The organism is Microvirga pakistanensis, from assembly GCF_004458765.1.
Classification (GTDB): domain Bacteria; phylum Pseudomonadota; class Alphaproteobacteria; order Rhizobiales; family Beijerinckiaceae; genus Microvirga; species Microvirga pakistanensis.
This window is the reverse complement of the sequence record NZ_SPJX01000167.1, coordinates 198,195-215,235: the sequence shown is the minus strand read 5'-3', so window position 1 is coordinate 215,235 and position 17,041 is coordinate 198,195. Positions and strand designations below refer to the sequence as shown.

Below are 17,041 nucleotides of genomic sequence, written 5' to 3'. Positions count from 1 at the left end.
TTAAACAGCGCAGAAGCTGAACCTCAGCTTAAGTCATCTAGAGCGTCGGGCCCAAAAGTGGATCCCGCTTTCGGGGACCAGCCGATGCGCCACGGTTTCGCTTGGCAGGGCGGGCACCCACTCTGCCAGGCAAGACCTCAGGCTCTCAGGGCGTCCACGCCGGGGAGCGATTTGCCCTCGAGCCATTCAAGGAAGGCGCCGCCTGCCGTTGAGACGTAGGTGAAGCTGTCCGCAACGCCGGCATGGTTGAGGGCGGCAACCGTATCGCCGCCGCCGGCGACCGAGACGAGCTTGCCTTCCTGGGTGCGCCGGGCCGCATGGCGGGCGGCCGCGACCGTGCCCTGATCGAAGGGCGGGATCTCGAACGCGCCGAGCGGGCCGTTCCACACCAGCGTCGCCGCATCGTTGATGGCGGCGCAGACGCGCTCCACCGATTGCGAGCCCACGTCGAGGATCATCTGGTCCTCGGGGATCGCGTCGATGCCATAGGTCTGGTTGTGGGCGCCGGCCTTGAACTCGTAGGCGCAGACGCCGTCCACCGGCAGGATGATCGCGCAGTTGGCGGCGCGCGCCTTCTCGATGATGCGCATGGCGGTCGCGGCGAGATCCTTCTCTGCCAGGGACTTGCCGACGTTGAGCCCCGTCGCATGCACGAAGGTGTTGGCCATGCCGCCGCCGATGACGAGGGCATCGACCTTGGCGACGAGGTTCTCGAGCAGGTCGATCTTGGTGGACACCTTCGCGCCGCCCACGATGGCGACCACGGGGCGCTTGGGAGCTTCCAGGCCCTTGGTGAGCGCGTCGAGCTCCGCCTGCATGGTGCGGCCGGCGTAGGACGGCAACACGCGGGCGAGGCCCTCGGTGGAGGCATGCGCGCGGTGGGCCGCCGAGAAGGCGTCGTTCACGTAAAGATCGCCCAGCTTCGCCAGTTCCTGGACGAAGGCGGGGTCGTTCTTCTCCTCGCCCGCATGGAAGCGGGTGTTCTCGAGAAGAAGCACCTCGCCGTCCTTCAGGGACGAGACGGCGCCGGAGGCGGCTTCGCCGATGCAGTCATCGGCGAAGGCCACCGTTTTCCCGAGATGCTGCGAGACCGCCTCCGCGACCGGCTTCAGGGATTCCTTCGGGTCGCGGCCCTTCGGGCGTCCGAAATGGGCGAGAAGGATGACCCTGCCGCCCTTGTCGGCGATTTCCCGGATGGTGGGCAGGACGCGCTCGATGCGCGTCGCGTCCGTGACCCGGCCGTTCTCCATGGGGACGTTGAGGTCCACCCGGACGAGAACGCGTTTTCCCTTGACGTCGGCTTGGTCGAGCGTGCGGAAGGCGGTCATCGAAGCAGCCCTCCTTAGATCAGCTTCGCCATGGCGATGGCGGTGTCCGCCATGCGGTTCGAGAAGCCCCACTCGTTGTCGTACCAGGACAGCACGCGCACGAAGTTGCCCTCCATCACCTTGGTCTGGTCGAGGTGGAACACGGAGGAGTGCGGGTCGTGGTTGAAGTCGGAGGAGACGTTCGGCTGGTCCGTATAGCCGAGCACGCCCTTGAGGGGGCCGTCGGCCGCCGCCTTGATGGCCGCGTTGATCTCTTCCTTCGTGGTCGACTTCCCGGCCAGGAACTTGAAGTCCACCACGGAGACGTTCGGGGTCGGCACGCGGATCGAGGATCCGTCGAGCTTGCCGTTGAGCTCCGGCAGGACGAGGCCCACGGCCTTCGCGGCGCCCGTCGAGGTCGGGATCATGTTCAGGGCCGCCGCGCGGGCGCGGTAGAGGTCCTTGTGCATCTGATCCAGCGTCGGCTGGTCGTTGGTGTAGGAATGGATCGTGGTCATGAAGCCCTTCTCGATGCCCACCGTCTCGTGAAGCACCTTCGCCACGGGGGCGAGGCAGTTCGTGGTGCAGGAGGCGTTCGAGATGACGATGTGCTCCTTGGTGAGCTTGTCGTGGTTCACGCCGTAGACGACCGTGAGATCGGCGCCGTCCGCCGGAGCCGAGACGATGACGCGCTTGGCGCCGGCAGCCAGGTGGGCGGAGGCCTTGTCCTTGGACGTGAAGATGCCCGTGCACTCCATCGCGATGTCGACGCCGAGATCCTTGTGCGGCAGGGTCGCCGGATCCTTGATCGCCGTCACGCGGATGCGCTGGCCGTTGATCACGAGGAACTCGCCCTCGACCGCGACATCGGCCGGGAAGCGGCCATGGACGGAATCGAAGCGAAGCAGGTGGGCATTCGTCTCGACCGGGCCGAGGTCGTTGATGGCAACCACCTCGATATCCTTCCGGCCGCTCTCCACGATGCCGCGGAGGATGTTGCGTCCGATGCGACCGAAACCGTTGATCGCGACCTTCACCGTCATAGTCTTAACTCCCTTGTGACGAGGCCTTGGGCCTCCTTCGGTCTCAGAGATTGTGCGTCCTGAGAACTTTTTCCGCTACCGCCTCGGCGGTGATGCCGAAGTGCCTGTAGAGGTCCTTGTAGGGCGCGCTCGCGCCAAACCCATGCATGCCGACGAAAATTCCGTCGGGACCGATGACCGAATCCCAGCCGAAGCGGACCGCCGCCTCCACCGCGACCTTGACCGGCGCATCGCCGATGATCTCGTGGCGCACCTTCTCGGGCTGGGCCAGGAACAGATCGAGCGACGGCACGGAGACCACGCGGGCCTCAAAGTTCTTCTCGGCCAGCAGCTTCTGGGCCGCCAAGGCGATCTCCACCTCGGAACCCGAGGCGAAGATGGTGGCGCGGGCCTTGCCCGAAGCCGGGGAGAGCTCGTAGGCACCGGTGGCCGAGAGGTTCTTCGCGCCGCCGTCCTTACGGACCTGGGCCAAGTTCTGGCGGGTGAGCGCCAGGGTCGACGGGCCGTCCGTGCGCTCGAGCGCCAGCTGCCAGGCCTCCGCCGTCTCGATGGCGTCCGCCGGACGGAACACGCGCATCTTCGGCATGGCGCGAAGCGCCGCCAGGTGCTCCACCGGCTGGTGGGTCGGGCCGTCCTCGCCCAGACCGATGGAATCGTGGGTCATGACGTAGACCGCCGGAACCCCGGCGAGCGCGGCGATGCGCATGGCGGGACGGGCATAATCGGTGAAGACCAGGAAGGTCGCGCCGGCCGGCACGTAGCCGCCGTGAAGCGCGATGCCGTTCATGGCCGCCGCCATGCCGTGCTCGCGGATGCCGTAATGGATGTAGCGGCCCGCGAAGTTGCCGGGCGAGATGGCGGTGAGGTTCTTGGTCTTGGTGTTGTTGGAGGGCGTCAGGTCCGCGGAGCCGAGGACCAGTTCCGGCACGGCCTCGGTGATGACCTCGAGGGCGATCTCGCTGGCCTTGCGGGTGGCGACGTTCTGGGGCTCGGCCGCCAGACGGTCCTTCAGCCGAGCGATGGCCTCGCCGAGACCTGCGGGGCGCACGCCCTTGACGCGGCGCTCGAACTCGCCGCGCCTGTCGGCGGGCAGGGCGCTCAGCCGGTCCTCCCAGGCCTTGCGCAGGCGGCGGCCCTTCTTGCCGGCCTTCGCCCAGGCGTCGCGGATATTGTCCGGGATCTCGAAGGGAGCATGGCTCCAGCCGTAGGCGGCCTTGGCGCCAGCGAGTTCCTCGGCGCCGAGCGGCTCCCCGTGGGCCTTGGAGGTGCCGGCCTTCTTCGGGGCACCGAGACCGATGGTGGTCTTGCAGGCGATGAGGGTCGGCTTGTCCGATTTCTGCGCGCGGGCGATGGCGCGCTGGATCGCCTTGGGATCATGGCCGTCGATGCGCACGGCGTTCCAGCCGCAGGCCTGGAAGCGCTTCACCTGATCGACCGAGTCGGAGATCGAGAGCGGGCCGTCGATGGAGATCTCGTTGTCGTCCCACAGGACGATCATGCGGTTGAGCTTCAGGTGGCCGGCCAGCGCGATCGCCTCCTGGCTGATGCCTTCCATCAGGTCGCCGTCGGAGGCGAGCACATAGGTATAGTGGTCGACGAGATCGTCGCCGTACTCGGCGTTCAGCATGCGCTCGGCGAGCGCAAAGCCCACCGCCGTGGCGATGCCCTGGCCGAGGGGACCCGTGGTGGTCTCGACGCCCGGGGTCATGAAGTTTTCCGGATGGCCCGGGGTCTTCGAGTCGAGCTTGCGGAAGTTCTTCAGCTCCTCGATGGTCATGCCCTTCACGCCGGTCAGGTGGAGCAGGGCGTAGAGCAGCATGGAGCCGTGGCCGGCCGAGAGAATGAACCGGTCGCGGTCGGGCCAGCGCGGGTCGGCGGCATCGTATTTCAAGAACTTGGTGAACAGCACGGTCGCAATGTCGGCGGCGCCCATGGGCAGGCCGGGATGGCCGGATTTGGCTTGTTCGACGGCGTCCATGGCGAGGACGCGCACGGCGTTCGCCAGATCGGAATGGGTGATGCGATCGGCGGGGACGGTGTTCAGCACGGCTAGATCCACAAATTGTGTAGCCCCGCAAAGGGGCGGGTCTGTCTGGAAAAGGCGTCGGCTCCTTAACACGCGGGGGGTCTGAGTCAAAGGCGTCACGGGGTGTAATCCTCTGAAGGACCGTTGCTCCTTCCGCTTGGGCCGCCTAGAGCATCGATCCCGAAAGTGGGCCCACTTTCGGGATCGATCCGATGCTCCACTCCTGGGAGGGCGCATCGTTCGACGCGGACCCGAGGGGCCGCGTCAGCGACCCGTAGGGCCACGTCAGTGAAAACCGGGTCCACTTTTCCGCGCGATGCGCTAGTCTCCAGGGCGATTCCCGGAGGCAGCATGACGTCCCCCCTCGACGACGCGATGAAACGGCTCGACGCGGCCCTGGGGCTTCTCGAAGCCTCGGCGTCCCGCCGTCTCGATGCCGAAAGGCGCCGGGGAAGCCTGGAGACCGAACTGCAGCTCATGGAGGACGACCGCTCCCGTCTCGCGGAGGAGCTGGACGGCGCTCTCACCCGCCTCCACCGCTTCGAGGCCGCCACGGACGATGTCTCCAGGCGGGTTCAGCTTGCGATTCTCGCCGTTCAGACCGTGCTGACCGAGGCGGGCCAGCGCGAGCCGGGAGAGGGATAGGTCATGGCTCAGGTCACGGTCACCATCGCCGGACAGGCCTATCGGATCGCGTGCGCCGAGGGGGAGGAGGCGCATCTGGAGCGGCTCGCCGCATCCTACGATGCCAAGATCGCGGAGATGCGCGGGAGCTTCGGCGAGATCGGCGACCTGCGCCTCCAGGTCATGGCGGCCATCGCCCAGGCCGACGAGCTCGATGCGACCAGGAAGCGCCTCGCGAGCCTGGAGGCGGAACTCGCCCGCCTGAAATCCTCGTCGGGGGACGAGCGCGCCCGGATGATCGAGGCGAGGCTGGCGGAGGGTGTTCACAGGGCCGCCGAGCGGATCGAGTGGCTGGCGCGCAGTCTGAATGCGGGCGGCCAGGAGCAGGAGCCGAGATCCGCGTGAGACGACAGCCGCCCCGGTTGTGGCCGGGAGGGGGATTCTGCTCTCATCGGCCCATGGATCCTTCCACAAATCCGCTTGTCAAACGTGTCGAGGAGGCCTGCCTCAACGGCTGGCCCGCCCTGCGGGAGGTCGTTTTCGACGGCTGGCTGATCCGGTTGGCCGACGGGCATACGCGGCGCACGAACGCGGTGCATCTTCTGTCGCCGGGGACGCAGCCGCTGGACCGCAAGATCCGGTATTGCGAAGCGATCTATGCGGGCCAGGGACAGCCGGCGATCTTCTGCATTCCGTCGACCGCCGATCCGGCGCTCGACCGCAGGCTCGACGAACGGGGCTATGACGCGCCCGAGGATGAAAGCTGCGCGCTCTTCATGGACTTCGCCGAAACGCCGCCGCAGATGGCGACCGAGGTCAATCTGGAGGAAGGAAGTGCGGGAGAGGTGTGGCTCGCAACCCTCGCTCGCCTCCACGGGCAGGACGAGCACGCGCAGAAAACCCACCGGAAGATCCTCGAGAGCCTGTCGCTTCCCGCCGTCTTCGCCGCAGTTCGCCATGTCGGGGAAACTCCGGCGGCCATTGCCTTCGGGGCTGTTCACGACGGGCTGGTCTGCGTCAATTCCGTCGTGACCGATCCGGCCTTCAGAGGGCGGGGATTGGCGCAAAAGGCCGTTTCAGCGGTTCTCGCCTGGGCCGAGGAGCGTTGCGGGGCAACGGGCGCCTGCCTGTCGGTGGTGGCCGACAACGCTCCCGCCCGCGCCCTGTACGCGCGCCTGGGATTCACGCGCGAGATGTACCGCTACCATTACCGTCGCAGACGCGTCTGACGGGGTGCGGCTCCAATTCTAGCACGACAGCCGGTGCCGGCGCTGTCTAAGGGTGGTCAGGAGTTCCACATACGGCTCCCGGCGCTCGCGATGGGCGGCCCGGATCTTCCGCTTGATATGGTCCTTCAGCGCCTGATCGTCGGTGTTCTGCTCGGCTTGATCGAGCCGGATCTCGTACTCGGCATCAATATCGCCGAGCATGTGCAGCACTTCCCGCATCATGGCGTCGATGCTCGGGGCATGAACTTGGGACCTTTCCGGCCGCAGGCTGGCGGCGTTCTGCTCGGATGAGGGCATGTTTTCTCCGGTAATGGCGCGTTCCTCAGCTTTGAGAATGCCATCGGGCACCGGCGGGGAGCCATCCGTAGAATCACGGTGCCGGTACCGTAGTCCGTTGGAGGTAGGCAACCCTGGACCACCGACGAGGACGGGCCGAAGAAGATCGACTCCGGGCTCACTTTTCCCCTTTCAACCGGCCCTCATCCTCCCTACATAGGGAAGGCGGGGCTGCGGGGCGCGTTAGGAGTTCATATTCCCCGGGGCCTTATCGATCCTGAAGGGAGCTGTCCCTGACCCGGTCCGTGGACCGGGACATACGGCGCCCACCTACTTTGTAGGTTCCCGGGATCGCTTCTCCGACGGCTTTTGTGGCTCCGCACGTCATGCATTCTCTTCCTCCTCCTGCCTTGAAAGAACAGCTTCGCACCGAAGCGCTCGCCCGCCGCGACGAGCTCGACAAGGCTTTCCGCGAGGAGGCGTCCCAGGCGATCACCGCCCGGGCCCTCGGCCTTTCCGACCTTCGAGACGTGACTCCTTTGGGCGGCTATTGGCCCATCCGCAGCGAGGTCGATCCGCGCCCGCTCATGGAAGCGCTCCTGGAGCGCGGCCAGGACGTGGCCCTCTCCCAAATCCTGCATCCCCACCTGAGCTGGCGGCTCTGGCAGCCCGGCGATGTGCTCATCAAGGGCGGCTTCGGCGTGCGCGAGCCCGGCCCCGATGCCCCGGAGGTCTTTCCCAAATGCCTCATCGTCCCCCTCGTCGCCTTCGACAGGAGGGGCGGGCGCATCGGCTACGGAAAGGGCCATTTCGATCGGGCCATCGCGGCGCTCGACGCGCAGCATCCGGTCTTGACCATCGGCCTGGCTTATGCGGTTCAGGAGATCGAGCAGGTTCCCGTCGAGGACCATGACCGCCTGCTCGACATTGTCATCACGGAAACCGAGCTCATTCGGACCAAGCCTCTCAAGAAGGAAAACCATGCGTCTTCTCTTCCTCGGCGACATCGTCGGGCGCGCCGGCCGTAACGTTGTGATCGAGCGGCTGCCGTCCTTGCGCGAGCGCTGGAACCTCGATTGCGTGGTGATCAACGGAGAGAATTCCGCCGGGGGCTTCGGCATCACCGAGGCGATCTGCGACGAGATCCTGAACGCGGGCGCCGACGCCGTCACGCTCGGCAATCACACCTGGGACCAGCGCGAGACCCTCGTCTTCATCGAGCGCCAGCCCAGGCTCATTCGGCCGGCGAACTATCCGCCCGGCACCCCAGGGCGCGGGGCGAACCTCATCGATACCCGCTCGGGGGCCCGGGTCCTGGTGGTGAACGTCATGGGGCGCATCTACATGGACCCGCTGGATGATCCCTTCGCGGCGGTCGACCAGGCTCTCGAATCCTGCCCCCTGGGGCAGGTGGCGGACGCCGTCGTGGTGGATATCCACGCGGAGGCCACCAGCGAGAAGGAGGCCCTGGGCCATTATCTCGACGGGAGGGCGACCCTCGTGGTCGGCACCCACACCCATGTGCCCACCGCCGATTACCGGGTGCTCCCCGGCGGCACCGCCTACATGACCGATGCGGGCATGTGCGGCGACTACGATTCGGTGCTCGGCATGCAGAAGGAGGAGCCGATCCGCCGCTTCCTCCAGAAGACCCCTGGAACCCGGTTCGAGCCCGGTCTCGGGGAGGGCACGCTCTCAGGGATCGCGGTGGAGACGGACGACCGGACCGGCCTCGCGGTGCGGGTCGCGGCGGTCCGGCTCGGGCCGCACCTCGAGGAGGCTTGGCCGCGTTTCTGGGACTAGCCGGAGCCATTCTCATGCGCCGAGCCTTGGCTTGGCCACAGACCATTCCCATCTTTGCGCCACGGAGGACACCGGTGGACGCCAGGACAGAGCCAGTCAGGACCAGACGCCCCTATCGCGAGGAGAGCGAATTTCATCAGGCGCACGAGCATCACAGCGCCTCCGTCGTGCTGCGCGCAGTGATCGACAACGCCAAGGGGGAGGCGATCTCCATCCGCGAGATCATCGAAGCCTTCGGCGAGCGCGCCTTCGGTTTCGTCCTGATCCTGTTCTCCCTGCCCAATTGCGTGCCGAACGTGCCCGGCATCGCGGGCATCGTAGGCACGCCGGTGCTGATCTTCGGCGTCCAGATGATGCTCGGCCACAAGCGGCCCTGGCTGCCCGGCTTCATCCTGCGCCAGACGGTCTCGGTCTCGAAGTTCAAGCGCCTGATCGACATTGCCGAGCCCAAGCTCCAGAAGCTCGAAAGCTATTGTCGGCCGAGGCTGACCGCCCTGTTCGGCCCCCTGGGCGACCGGATGGTGGGGCTGTTCGCGTTCCTGGTGGCTCTCTCGGTTCTCATTCCCTTTCCGGGCACCAATTTCCCGCCGTCCATCGCCCTGGTCATCGCCTCCATCGCGGTGATGGAGGAGGACGGCTATCTGCTGATCGTCGGCTATCTGATCGGGCTCGCGGGGCTCGCCTACACGGCGACGGTGCTGGGGGCCTCCTATCACCTCGTCATGGCCGGCATCGCCAACCTCCCGTCCTGGCTCGGGTTCTAGTTTCGCCGCCGGGGGGCTTGGCCTCGGGCCCTTCGCCGCCTTATAAGCCCTCCATCGTCACCATTCACGAGCCTGACGAGCGCCTGTCACCCGGGCCGCTCTCGGCGGTTACCTCGGAGGCCCCGATGGCCGGACATTCCCAGTTCAAGAACATCATGCATCGCAAGGGGCGCCAGGATGCGATGCGCTCCAAGCTCTTCTCCAAGCTCGCCCGCGAAATCACCGTGGCGGCCAAGATGGGTACGCCCGATCCGAACATGAACCCGCGCCTGCGCGCCGCGATCCTCGCCGCCCGCGCCGAAAACATGCCCAAGGACAACATCCAGCGCGCCATCAACAAGGCGGCGGGCAACGACGGCGAGAACTACGAGGAGATCCGCTACGAGGGCTACGGCCCCGGGGGCGCCGCCATCATCGTCGAGGCGATGACGGACAACCGCAACCGCACGGCCTCGGATATCCGCTCCTACTTCACGAAGAGCGGCGGCAACCTCGCCGAAACCGGAGCGGTGTCCTTCATGTTCGATCGGGTCGGCCTCGTGGAATTTCCGGCGGAATCGGCCGATGCCGATGCCATGCTGGAGGCGGCCATCGACGCGGGCGCCGACGACGTGGTCTCGACCGAGGACGGCCACGAGATCTATTGCGACCAGGGCTCTCTGAACGAGGTCACCAAGGCGCTCGAGGACAAGTTCGGCGAGCCGAAGGCCTCCAAGCTCGTCTGGAAGGCCCAGACCCCCGTCTCCGTCGACGACGAGACCGGCGAGAAGCTCATGAAGCTCATGGAATCGCTCGAGGAGCACGACGACGTCCAGAACGTCTACGGCAATTTCGAGCTGTCCGACGCTCTCATGCAGAAGATCGCGGGCTAAGGCAGCGTCGTCACGGCCGGACTTGATCCGGCCATCTATGTCTTTGAACCGCCTCAAGGCGTGGATGCCCGGGACAAGCCCGGGCATGACGCGGGAGACCATAAAGTGAGCGAACGCGTCCGCATCCTCGGCCTCGATCCCGGCCTGCGCAACACGGGCTGGGGCATCATCACCGTTGAGGGGACCAGGCTCTCATACGTCGCCTGCGGGGTCGTGACCTCGGACGGGGATCTCGATCTCGCGCTGCGCCTCAAGCAGCTCCACGACCGCATCACCGAGGTCATCCGCGCCTGGACCCCGGACGAGGTGGCCGTGGAGGAAACCTTCGTCAACAAGGACGCGCAGGCGACCCTCAAGCTCGGTCAGGCCCGCGCCATGTCCCTGCTGGTGCCCGCGCTCCACGGCCTGCCCGTGGCGGAATACGGGGCGAACCAGGTGAAGAAGACTGTGGTGGGCGTCGGCCACGCCGAGAAGGACCAGGTGCAGGCCATGGTGAAGATCCTGCTGCCCAAGGCCGACTTCAAGAAGGCCGACGCGGCGGACGCGCTCGCCATCGCCATCGCGCATGCGCATCACCGGAAAGCGCGCGCTTTGGCGGCGAGCCTCTGAGGTGTTACAGAAGAACAGCCGTTCCCGGACGGCGAAGCCGATCCAGGATCGGGTGCAGGATGTGGCTCCCACCTCTCCCTGAGGGAGAGGTCGACGCGCGATAGCGCGGCGGGTGAGGGGTTACCGTCCTCTTCGGAAACGGCGTACCCCTCACCCGGACCTTGCGGTCCGACCTCTCCCCATGGGAGAGGTGAAGCCGCCCGAGGCGGCTACCAGGAGCTAGAACGAACGTGATCGGCAAACTCAAAGGCGTGGTGGATTCCTACGGCGACGATTTCGTCGTCATCGACGTGCACGGGGTCGGCTACGTGGTCCATTGCTCCTCCCGAACCCTGCAGAACTTGGCCCCCATCGGCGAGGCGGCCACGCTCGCCATCGAGACCCATGTCCGCGAGGACATGATCCGCCTGTTCGGCTTCCGGTCGGATTCGGAGCGCGAATGGTTCCGCCTGCTCCAGAGCGTGCAGGGGGTGGGCTCCAAGGTGGCGCTCGGCATCCTCTCGGTGCTCGATCCCGGGGCTCTCGCCACCGCCATCGCCACGGGCGACAAGGCATCCGTGGCCCGCGGCCCCGGGGTCGGCCCCAAGCTCGCGCAGCGCATCGTCTCCGAGCTCAAGGACAAGGCTCCGGCCTTCGCCCCCGTCGATCCGGCCCTCATCCGCCTCACCGGCGCGGTGGAGGACAAGAGCGCTCCCGCTCCGGTGGCGGACGCCATCTCGGCCCTGGTCAATCTCGGCTATCCCCAGGTCCAGGCCTCCGCCGCCGTGGCGGCCGCCATGAAGCAGGCGGGTGACGAAGCCGAGGCGAAGACCCTGATCCGGTTGGGGTTGCGGGAACTGGCCCGCTGACCCGGGGCAGGATCTGCGACGTTCCTGTTTTGATCTCGTTAAGAATGGCGTATTAAGGTCCCAGCGCCTATATGAAGCCCTTGGAAGGTAACTCTCTTTGACCGATTCCCGCCGCCTGCTCAGCCCCGAAAAGCGCGAGGACGATGTCGATGCGTCGATCCGGCCGTTGTCGCTGTCCGACTTCACGGGCCAGGCCGCCGCGCGCGCCAACCTCCAGGTCTTCATCGATGCCGCCAAGGCCCGGGGCGACGCCCTCGATCACGTGCTCTTCGTGGGACCTCCGGGCCTCGGCAAGACCACCCTCGCCCAGATCGTCGCCCGCGAACTCGGCGTGAATTTCCGCTCGACCTCCGGCCCGGTGATCGCCAAGGCCGGCGATTTGGCAGCCCAGCTCACCAACCTCGAAGAGCGCGATGTGCTCTTCATCGACGAGATCCACCGCCTCAACCCGGCCGTGGAGGAAATCCTCTATCCGGCCATGGAGGATTACCAGCTCGACCTGATCATCGGCGAGGGGCCGGCCGCCCGCTCGGTGAAGATCGAGCTTCCGAAATTCACCCTCGTGGGCGCGACCACCCGCGCGGGCCTCCTCACCACGCCGTTGCGCGACCGCTTCGGCATCCCGATCCGCCTCGAATTCTACACCGTCGAGGAGCTGGAGCTGATCGTGCGGCGCGGCGCGCGGGTGCTCGGCCTGAACATGAGCGAGGAGGGCGCCAACGAGATCGCCCGCCGGGCGCGCGGCACGCCGCGCATCGCGGGCCGCCTCCTGCGCCGCGTGCGCGACTTCGCCATCGTGGAGGGAGCGCAGATCGTGTCCCGGGAGCTCGCGGATCGGTCGCTGCGCCTGCTCGATGTGGATCCCATCGGCCTCGACCTGATGGACCGGAAATATCTCACCATGATCGCGGGCTCCTTCGGCGGCGGCCCCGTGGGCATCGAGACCATCGCGGCCGCGCTCTCCGAGCCGCGCGACGCCATCGAGGACATCATCGAGCCCTATCTCATCCAGAAGGGCTTCGTGCAGCGCACCCCGCGCGGGCGCATCCTCACGCCCCATGCCTTCAGGCATCTCGGCATCCCAGAGCCCACCCGCGAGATCACGGCGCAGTTCGGCCTGTTCAGCGGGGGCGAGGATGATTGAGGCGGAGCATCCCTGGCCCCACCTTGCCGGACGCATGGACGGCGACGCGCATGTCCTGCCGATCCGCGTCTACTACGAGGACACCGATTTCTCCGCCCGCGTCTATCACGCGAGCTATCTGCGCTTCCTGGAGCGCGGGCGCACGGAGCTGCTGCGGGCTGTCGAGGTGGCGCAGTCGAACCTCCACGCGGAGATGGGCGGGCTCGCCTTCGTGGTCCGCAAGATGAATATCGATTTCCTGGGCGCAGCCCTCATGGACGACGTGCTCACCGTCGTCACCCGGCCGAAGGACGTGCGCGGGGCCTCGATGACGCTGGCCCAGGAGGTGCGGCGGGGCGAGGAGGTGCTCGTGTCCGCCGACGTGATGGTCGCCTGCGTCCGTGGCGGGCGCGCCGTGCGGATCCCGGATGAGCTGCGGGCGGCGCTCTCCGGGAGCGGAGACATGCCGTAAGGGGAGGTGGCCGAGCTTGCCTACAGCGCATGGCTGCCAAGACGCCGCCGAGCTATAAGGTTGAGTTTAGAGCGATTTAACCCCCGCTTAAACCAAGCCTTAACCACGCCGGGTGCCTAAAAGACCACAGTCGGGAAGTCATTGGCTGCCTGCGAGTCCGTGCCCTTATTTTCGACAGATTCAGGCGCGAACGAGCAAGGTAACACAACAAGATTTTCCTAGACCGAATGCGGTGGACCCCGGGCTTCTCCCGGGGTGCTCGAAGAGCGAGGACGAGACTGATGAATCCGGCTGATGTGGCCCAGGCCGCTCCTGTGGCGCACGACATGTCCTTTTTGAGCCTGTTCTGGCAGGCGCATTTCGTCGTCAAGCTCGTGATGATGGGGCTGCTCGCGGCCTCCGTGTGGTGCTGGGCCATCATCATCGACAAGACCCTGCTCTACGCCCGCACCAAGCGGGCCATGGACCGCTTCGAGGACGTGTTCTGGTCCGGCCAGTCGCTGGAGGAGCTGTTCCGCTCCCTGCAGAGCCGCCCGGCGACCGGTCTCGCCGCCGTGTTCGTGGCGGCCATGCGCGAATGGAAGCGCTCCTTCGAGGGCTCGGGCCGCTCGTTCCAGAGCCTCTCGCAGCGCATCGACAAGGTTCTCGACGTCACCATCCAGCGCGAGGTGGAGCGTCTCGATTCCCGCCTGATGATCCTGGCCTCCATCGGCTCGGCCGGTCCCTATATCGGCCTTTTCGGCACGGTGGTGGGCATCATGAACTCGTTCACCTCCATCGCGGCGTCGAAGAACACCAGCCTCGCGGTCGTCGCGCCCGGCATCGCGGAGGCGCTGTTCGCCACCGCCATCGGCCTGTTCGCGGCCATTCCGGCGGTGCTCGCCTACAACAAGCTCCAGTCGGAAGTCGGCAAGCTGCAGTCGCGGCTGGAAGGCTTCGCGGACGAGTTCTCCGCCATCCTGTCGCGCCAGATCGACGAGCGTCTCTCGTCGTCGCGCGCGGCTTGAGGAAGGATCGTTAAGCGATGGCCATGGTTGCAGCAGGAGGCGGAGCCGGACGTCGCCGCAGGCGCGGCAAGCGGGGCGGTGCGATCAACGAGATCAACATGACGCCGTTCATCGACGTCATGCTGGTGCTGCTGATCATCTTCATGGTGGCGGCTCCCATGATGACCGCAGGCGTGCCGCTCGATCTGCCGGAAACGAAGGCCGCGCCTCTCAATTCGGACGCCAAGCCCGTGACGCTCTCCATCAAGGCGACCGGGCAGGTGTTCCTCGGGGAAACCGAGCTGACGGACGAGGCCATCGTGGGCAAGCTCGCCGAGGTGTCGAAGGCGGGCTTCGACGAGCGCATCTTCGTGCGCGGTGACAAGAAGGTCGATTACGGGCGCGTCGCTCAGATCATGTCCATCGTCACGAGGGCCGGCTACAAGCGGGTCGCGCTGGTGACCGCGATGGACCAGAACTGAACGGGATGAACGCAAGGGGCACAGACACGTGGCGTTGAAGGATCGATTCAACCCCTCCGAACCGGGCTTCTGGGTGTCCGGCGTCGCGCACGTGGCGCTGCTGACGGCCGCCCTGATCGGATTGCCTTATGCCTCCGAGTTTCCCGAAGCGCAGGAAGGCATCCCGGTCGAGGTCATCACCGACAACCAGTTCTCGCAGATCACCAAGGGCGAGACGGATGCCAAGTCGGTGCAGCCCACGCCCAAGCCTCGCGCCGACCGCATCGCCGAGAAGACCGAGCAGCGCGCCCCCGGCGAAGACAAGCTCGACACGCCCGCGCCCCCGAAGCGGCCCGAGGACCTGAAGGTCGCCGACGAGGAGGCGGCCGCCGCCGCCGCTGCCGCCGCCAAGGCTCAAGAACAGGCCAGGGCTGAAGCGGCCGCGAAGGCCGCCGCCGACGCGAAGGCTCAGGCGGAGGCCAAGGCCGAGGCGGAGAAGAAAGCCGTCGAGAAGGCGGAAGCCGAAGCCATCGAGAAGGCCAAGGCCGCCGAGCAGGCCAAGGCCGAAGCGGAGGCGAAAGCCAGGGCCGAAGCCAAGGCGAAGGCGGATGCCGAGGCCAAGCGCGTGGCCGAGGAAAAGGCCAGGGCGAAAGCGGAGGCCGAGGCCAAGGCGAAAGCCGAAGCGGAAGCCAAGAAGATCGCGGAGGCCAAAGCCAAGGCCGAAGCGGAGGCGAAGGCCCGCAAGGAAGCCCAACTCGCCAAGAAGCTCGACATGGGCGACCTCAAGCAGTTCCTCGACAACAAGCAGAGGAGTCAGTCGAGCGGGGCGACCGGGGCGGAGGTCCAGAAGACCGCGTCTCTCGGCACCGCGACCGGCACGGCCGCCAAGCTCAATCCGAGCCAGCGGGACGCGCTCATGGGCATCCTGCAGGAGCAGATCCAGCGCTGCTACACCGCGCCGATCAGCGCCTCGGGAAGCGATGGAACGCCGCCGCTGCTCGACATCCGCCTGAACCAGGACGGCTCGCTCGCGAGCGAGCCGACCGTTCTCCGGGCCGGCAGCAGCAGCACGGACCAGGCCGTGGCCGGCGCCGCTCTGCGCGCGGTGCGCCGCTGCGCTCCCTACCGCGTACCCTCCCAGTACATGCAGTTCTATTCGGACTGGAAAATCCTGAACGTCCAGTTCGACCTTTCCTGATCTTTAAGCCCATTACGCTTGAGACATGACATCATGATCACTCGCCTCCTTTCCCGTTTCCTCATCGCGCTCTCCGTCATCGTTCCGATGGCGGCGCTCGCTCCCGCCGCCTATGCGCAGCTTTCGTTCCGGGTCGGACCGGGCGGACAGTTCCAGCCGATGCCGATCGCCATCGCCGATTTTTCGGGCGAGGGCGATCTCGGCCAGCGCGTGTCCGGCATCATCGCCAACAACCTGCAACGCTCCGGCTATTTCGTCGCTCTCGACCGGTCGCGCTTTCCGGAGCGTCCGTCCTTCGATGCGGCGCCGCGTTTCGACGCCTGGAAGATGGCGGGCGCCCAGGCTCTCGTGACGGGCCGCGTCTCGCGCGATCCGTCGGGCCGTCTGCGCGCCGAGTTCCGCCTGTGGGACATCGATTCCGGACAGCAGCTCACCGGCCAGCAATATGTGACGGATGCCAATTTCTGGCGCCGCGTCGGCCACATCATCTCGGATGCGGTCTACACGAAGATCACGGGCTTCGGCGGCTTCTTCGATACGCGCATCGTGTTCGTCGAGGAATCCGGTCCGAAGGAGAACCGCCGCAAGCGCCTGGCGATCATGGACCAGGACGGCGCCAACGTGCGCTATCTCACCCAGGGCGACACGAGCGTGGTGACGCCGCGTTATTCGCCGGTGACGCAGGAAATCGCCTTCATGTCCCAGGTGGAAGGCCAGCAGCCGCGCGTTCAGGTGATCAATCTCGAGACCGGCTCGCGCCAGGTGGTCGGCAACTTCCCGGACATGACCTCCTCGCCCCGCTTCGCGCCCGACGGTCAGCGCATCGTCATGAGCCTGCAGCAGGGCGGCAACGCCAACATCTACATGATGAATCTCGGCTCGCAGGCCACCACGCGCCTCACCTCGACGGGGGCCATCGACACCTCGCCGTCCTTCTCGCCGGACGGCACGCAGATCGTCTTCGAGAGCGACCGCGGCGGCAAGCAGCAGCTCTACGTGATGGGCGCCGACGGCTCGAACCAGCGCCGCATCTCCTTCGGCGACGGCTCCTATTCGCAGCCGGCCTGGTCGCCGCGCGGCGACTACATCGCCTTCACCAAGCAGCATTCCGGCGGTTTTGCCATCGGCATCATGAAGCCGGACGGATCGGGCGAGCGAATCCTGACGGAAGGCTTCCACAACGAAAGCCCGGTCTGGGCTCCCAACGGCCAGTACATCATGTTCTTCCGCGATCCGGGCGGGCAGTCCGGCGGCAAGCTCTACATGGTGGACATCACGGGCCGGGTGGAGCAGCCCGTCCCGACCCCGTCCTTCGCATCGGATCCGACCTGGTCGCCGCTGCTCAGCGAGGCGCGTCAGTAAGACCGAAGGGGCGCTCCGGCGCCCCCTTGCAGGGCAGT

19 protein-coding genes and 1 other RNA gene are annotated in these 17,041 nt (G+C 66.5%); 16 read left to right on the top strand and 4 right to left on the bottom strand.

Features of this window, described 5'->3' with window-relative positions; translation table 11 throughout:
* Positions 1-137 precede the first annotated feature (137 nt).
* From E4K09_RS07010 to tkt, 3 genes are read right to left on the bottom strand one after another with little or no spacing between them, the layout of a single operon-like run.
* Positions 138-1,328 carry a phosphoglycerate kinase gene (locus E4K09_RS07010; protein WP_134496030.1) on the bottom strand — a complete coding sequence of 397 codons (1,191 nt, stop codon included), beginning with the start codon at positions 1,326-1,328 and terminating at the stop codon, positions 138-140.
* A gap of 14 nt (positions 1,329-1,342) precedes the next feature.
* Complete coding sequence (gene gap / locus E4K09_RS07005; RefSeq protein WP_134496029.1) at positions 1,343-2,350, bottom strand: type I glyceraldehyde-3-phosphate dehydrogenase; 1,008 nt, start codon at positions 2,348-2,350, stop codon at positions 1,343-1,345.
* Between the two features lie 43 nt (positions 2,351-2,393).
* Positions 2,394-4,328, bottom strand: coding sequence for a transketolase (gene tkt, locus E4K09_RS07000; protein ID WP_244610403.1), 1,935 nt, complete (start codon positions 4,326-4,328; stop codon positions 2,394-2,396).
* Between the two features lie 399 nt (positions 4,329-4,727).
* Here tkt and E4K09_RS06995 point away from each other — a divergent pair, with 399 nt between their 5' ends.
* The 3 genes from E4K09_RS06995 to E4K09_RS06985 are packed head-to-tail and all read left to right on the top strand — an operon-like array spanning position 4,728 to position 6,229.
* Positions 4,728-5,021 (top strand): DUF4164 domain-containing protein, encoded by a 294-nt coding sequence (locus tag E4K09_RS06995; protein ID WP_134496027.1) that lies wholly within the window; start codon positions 4,728-4,730, stop codon positions 5,019-5,021.
* A gap of 3 nt (positions 5,022-5,024) precedes the next feature.
* Positions 5,025-5,405, top strand: a complete 381-nt coding sequence (locus E4K09_RS06990) for a cell division protein ZapA (RefSeq protein ID WP_134496026.1) — start codon at positions 5,025-5,027, stop codon at positions 5,403-5,405.
* A 53-nt stretch (positions 5,406-5,458) separates the two neighbouring features.
* Entirely contained in the window at positions 5,459-6,229 is a 771-nt protein-coding gene (locus tag E4K09_RS06985) for a GNAT family N-acetyltransferase (RefSeq protein ID WP_134496025.1), read from the top strand.
* Positions 6,230-6,247: 18 nt separating this feature from the next.
* Here E4K09_RS06985 and E4K09_RS06980 read toward each other — a convergent pair whose 3' ends face one another.
* Positions 6,248-6,526 carry a hypothetical protein gene (locus E4K09_RS06980; RefSeq protein WP_134496024.1) on the bottom strand — a complete coding sequence of 93 codons (279 nt, stop codon included), beginning with the start codon at positions 6,524-6,526 and terminating at the stop codon, positions 6,248-6,250.
* Positions 6,527-6,730: 204 nt separating this feature from the next.
* Here E4K09_RS06980 and ssrS point away from each other — a divergent pair.
* The 13 genes from ssrS (at position 6,731) to tolB (ending at position 17,003) form a co-directional block, all read left to right on the top strand.
* Positions 6,731-6,887: non-coding RNA, 6S RNA (gene ssrS / locus E4K09_RS06975), on the top strand.
* Positions 6,888-6,891: 4 nt separating this feature from the next.
* Positions 6,892-7,533, top strand: coding sequence for a 5-formyltetrahydrofolate cyclo-ligase (locus E4K09_RS06970; protein ID WP_134496023.1), 642 nt, complete (start codon positions 6,892-6,894; stop codon positions 7,531-7,533).
* Positions 7,487-8,308, top strand: coding sequence for a TIGR00282 family metallophosphoesterase (locus E4K09_RS06965; RefSeq protein WP_134496022.1), 822 nt, complete (start codon positions 7,487-7,489; stop codon positions 8,306-8,308). Before E4K09_RS06970 ends, E4K09_RS06965 begins: the two co-directional genes overlap by 47 nt.
* A 74-nt stretch (positions 8,309-8,382) precedes the next feature.
* Positions 8,383-9,072, top strand: a complete 690-nt coding sequence (locus E4K09_RS06960) for an exopolysaccharide biosynthesis protein (RefSeq protein WP_166802202.1) — start codon at positions 8,383-8,385, stop codon at positions 9,070-9,072.
* Between the two features lie 125 nt (positions 9,073-9,197).
* Entirely contained in the window at positions 9,198-9,944 is a 747-nt protein-coding gene (locus tag E4K09_RS06955) for a YebC/PmpR family DNA-binding transcriptional regulator (protein WP_134496020.1), read from the top strand.
* 105 nt (positions 9,945-10,049) lie between these two features.
* Positions 10,050-10,553 (top strand): crossover junction endodeoxyribonuclease RuvC, encoded by a 504-nt coding sequence (gene ruvC / locus E4K09_RS06950; RefSeq protein ID WP_134496019.1) that lies wholly within the window; start codon positions 10,050-10,052, stop codon positions 10,551-10,553.
* A gap of 230 nt (positions 10,554-10,783) precedes the next feature.
* Positions 10,784-11,401 carry a Holliday junction branch migration protein RuvA gene (gene ruvA / locus E4K09_RS06945; RefSeq protein ID WP_134496018.1) on the top strand — a complete coding sequence of 206 codons (618 nt, stop codon included), beginning with the start codon at positions 10,784-10,786 and terminating at the stop codon, positions 11,399-11,401.
* A gap of 97 nt (positions 11,402-11,498) precedes the next feature.
* Positions 11,499-12,545 carry a Holliday junction branch migration DNA helicase RuvB gene (gene ruvB, locus E4K09_RS06940; protein ID WP_134496017.1) on the top strand — a complete coding sequence of 349 codons (1,047 nt, stop codon included), beginning with the start codon at positions 11,499-11,501 and terminating at the stop codon, positions 12,543-12,545.
* Entirely contained in the window at positions 12,538-12,996 is a 459-nt protein-coding gene (gene ybgC / locus E4K09_RS06935; RefSeq protein ID WP_244610393.1) for a tol-pal system-associated acyl-CoA thioesterase, read from the top strand. The genes ruvB and ybgC overlap by 8 nt, the downstream gene beginning before the upstream one ends.
* A gap of 281 nt (positions 12,997-13,277) precedes the next feature.
* A complete protein-coding gene (gene tolQ, locus E4K09_RS06930; RefSeq protein ID WP_134496016.1) occupies positions 13,278-14,003 on the top strand; it encodes a protein TolQ in 726 nt (241 codons plus the stop codon).
* 17 nt (positions 14,004-14,020) lie between these two features.
* Positions 14,021-14,464: an ExbD/TolR family protein gene (locus tag E4K09_RS06925; protein ID WP_134496015.1), complete on the top strand. Its 444-nt coding sequence runs from the start codon at positions 14,021-14,023 to the stop codon at positions 14,462-14,464.
* Between the two features lie 28 nt (positions 14,465-14,492).
* Positions 14,493-15,641 carry a cell envelope integrity protein TolA gene (gene tolA / locus E4K09_RS06920; RefSeq protein ID WP_134496014.1) on the top strand — a complete coding sequence of 383 codons (1,149 nt, stop codon included), beginning with the start codon at positions 14,493-14,495 and terminating at the stop codon, positions 15,639-15,641.
* An 87-nt stretch (positions 15,642-15,728) separates the two neighbouring features.
* Positions 15,729-17,003: a Tol-Pal system beta propeller repeat protein TolB gene (gene tolB, locus E4K09_RS06915; protein WP_244610401.1), complete on the top strand. Its 1,275-nt coding sequence runs from the start codon at positions 15,729-15,731 to the stop codon at positions 17,001-17,003.
* The last annotated feature ends 38 nt before the right edge of the window (positions 17,004-17,041 follow it).

Excerpts from the sequence above, each read along its gene's own strand:
- E4K09_RS06985 (WP_134496025.1), top strand. The coding sequence starts at position 5,459 with ATGGATCCTTCCACAAATCCGCTTGTCAAACGTGTCGAGGAGGCCTGC.
- E4K09_RS06925 (WP_134496015.1), top strand. The coding sequence starts at position 14,021 with ATGGCCATGGTTGCAGCAGGAGGCGGAGCCGGACGTCGCCGCAGGCGC.
- ybgC (WP_244610393.1), top strand. The coding sequence starts at position 12,538 with ATGATTGAGGCGGAGCATCCCTGGCCCCACCTTGCCGGACGCATGGAC.
- tkt (WP_244610403.1), bottom strand. The coding sequence starts at position 4,328 with ATGGACGCCGTCGAACAAGCCAAATCCGGCCATCCCGGCCTGCCCATG.
- tolB (WP_244610401.1), top strand. The coding sequence starts at position 15,729 with ATGGCGGCGCTCGCTCCCGCCGCCTATGCGCAGCTTTCGTTCCGGGTC.
- E4K09_RS06995 (WP_134496027.1), top strand. The coding sequence starts at position 4,728 with ATGACGTCCCCCCTCGACGACGCGATGAAACGGCTCGACGCGGCCCTG.
- gap (WP_134496029.1), bottom strand. The coding sequence starts at position 2,350 with ATGACGGTGAAGGTCGCGATCAACGGTTTCGGTCGCATCGGACGCAAC.
- tolQ (WP_134496016.1), top strand. The coding sequence starts at position 13,278 with ATGAATCCGGCTGATGTGGCCCAGGCCGCTCCTGTGGCGCACGACATG.
- E4K09_RS06980 (WP_134496024.1), bottom strand. The coding sequence starts at position 6,526 with ATGCCCTCATCCGAGCAGAACGCCGCCAGCCTGCGGCCGGAAAGGTCC.
- E4K09_RS06965 (WP_134496022.1), top strand. The coding sequence starts at position 7,487 with ATGCGTCTTCTCTTCCTCGGCGACATCGTCGGGCGCGCCGGCCGTAAC.
- E4K09_RS06955 (WP_134496020.1), top strand. The coding sequence starts at position 9,198 with ATGGCCGGACATTCCCAGTTCAAGAACATCATGCATCGCAAGGGGCGC.
- E4K09_RS06970 (WP_134496023.1), top strand. The coding sequence starts at position 6,892 with ATGCATTCTCTTCCTCCTCCTGCCTTGAAAGAACAGCTTCGCACCGAA.
- E4K09_RS06990 (WP_134496026.1), top strand. The coding sequence starts at position 5,025 with ATGGCTCAGGTCACGGTCACCATCGCCGGACAGGCCTATCGGATCGCG.
- E4K09_RS07010 (WP_134496030.1), bottom strand. The coding sequence starts at position 1,328 with ATGACCGCCTTCCGCACGCTCGACCAAGCCGACGTCAAGGGAAAACGC.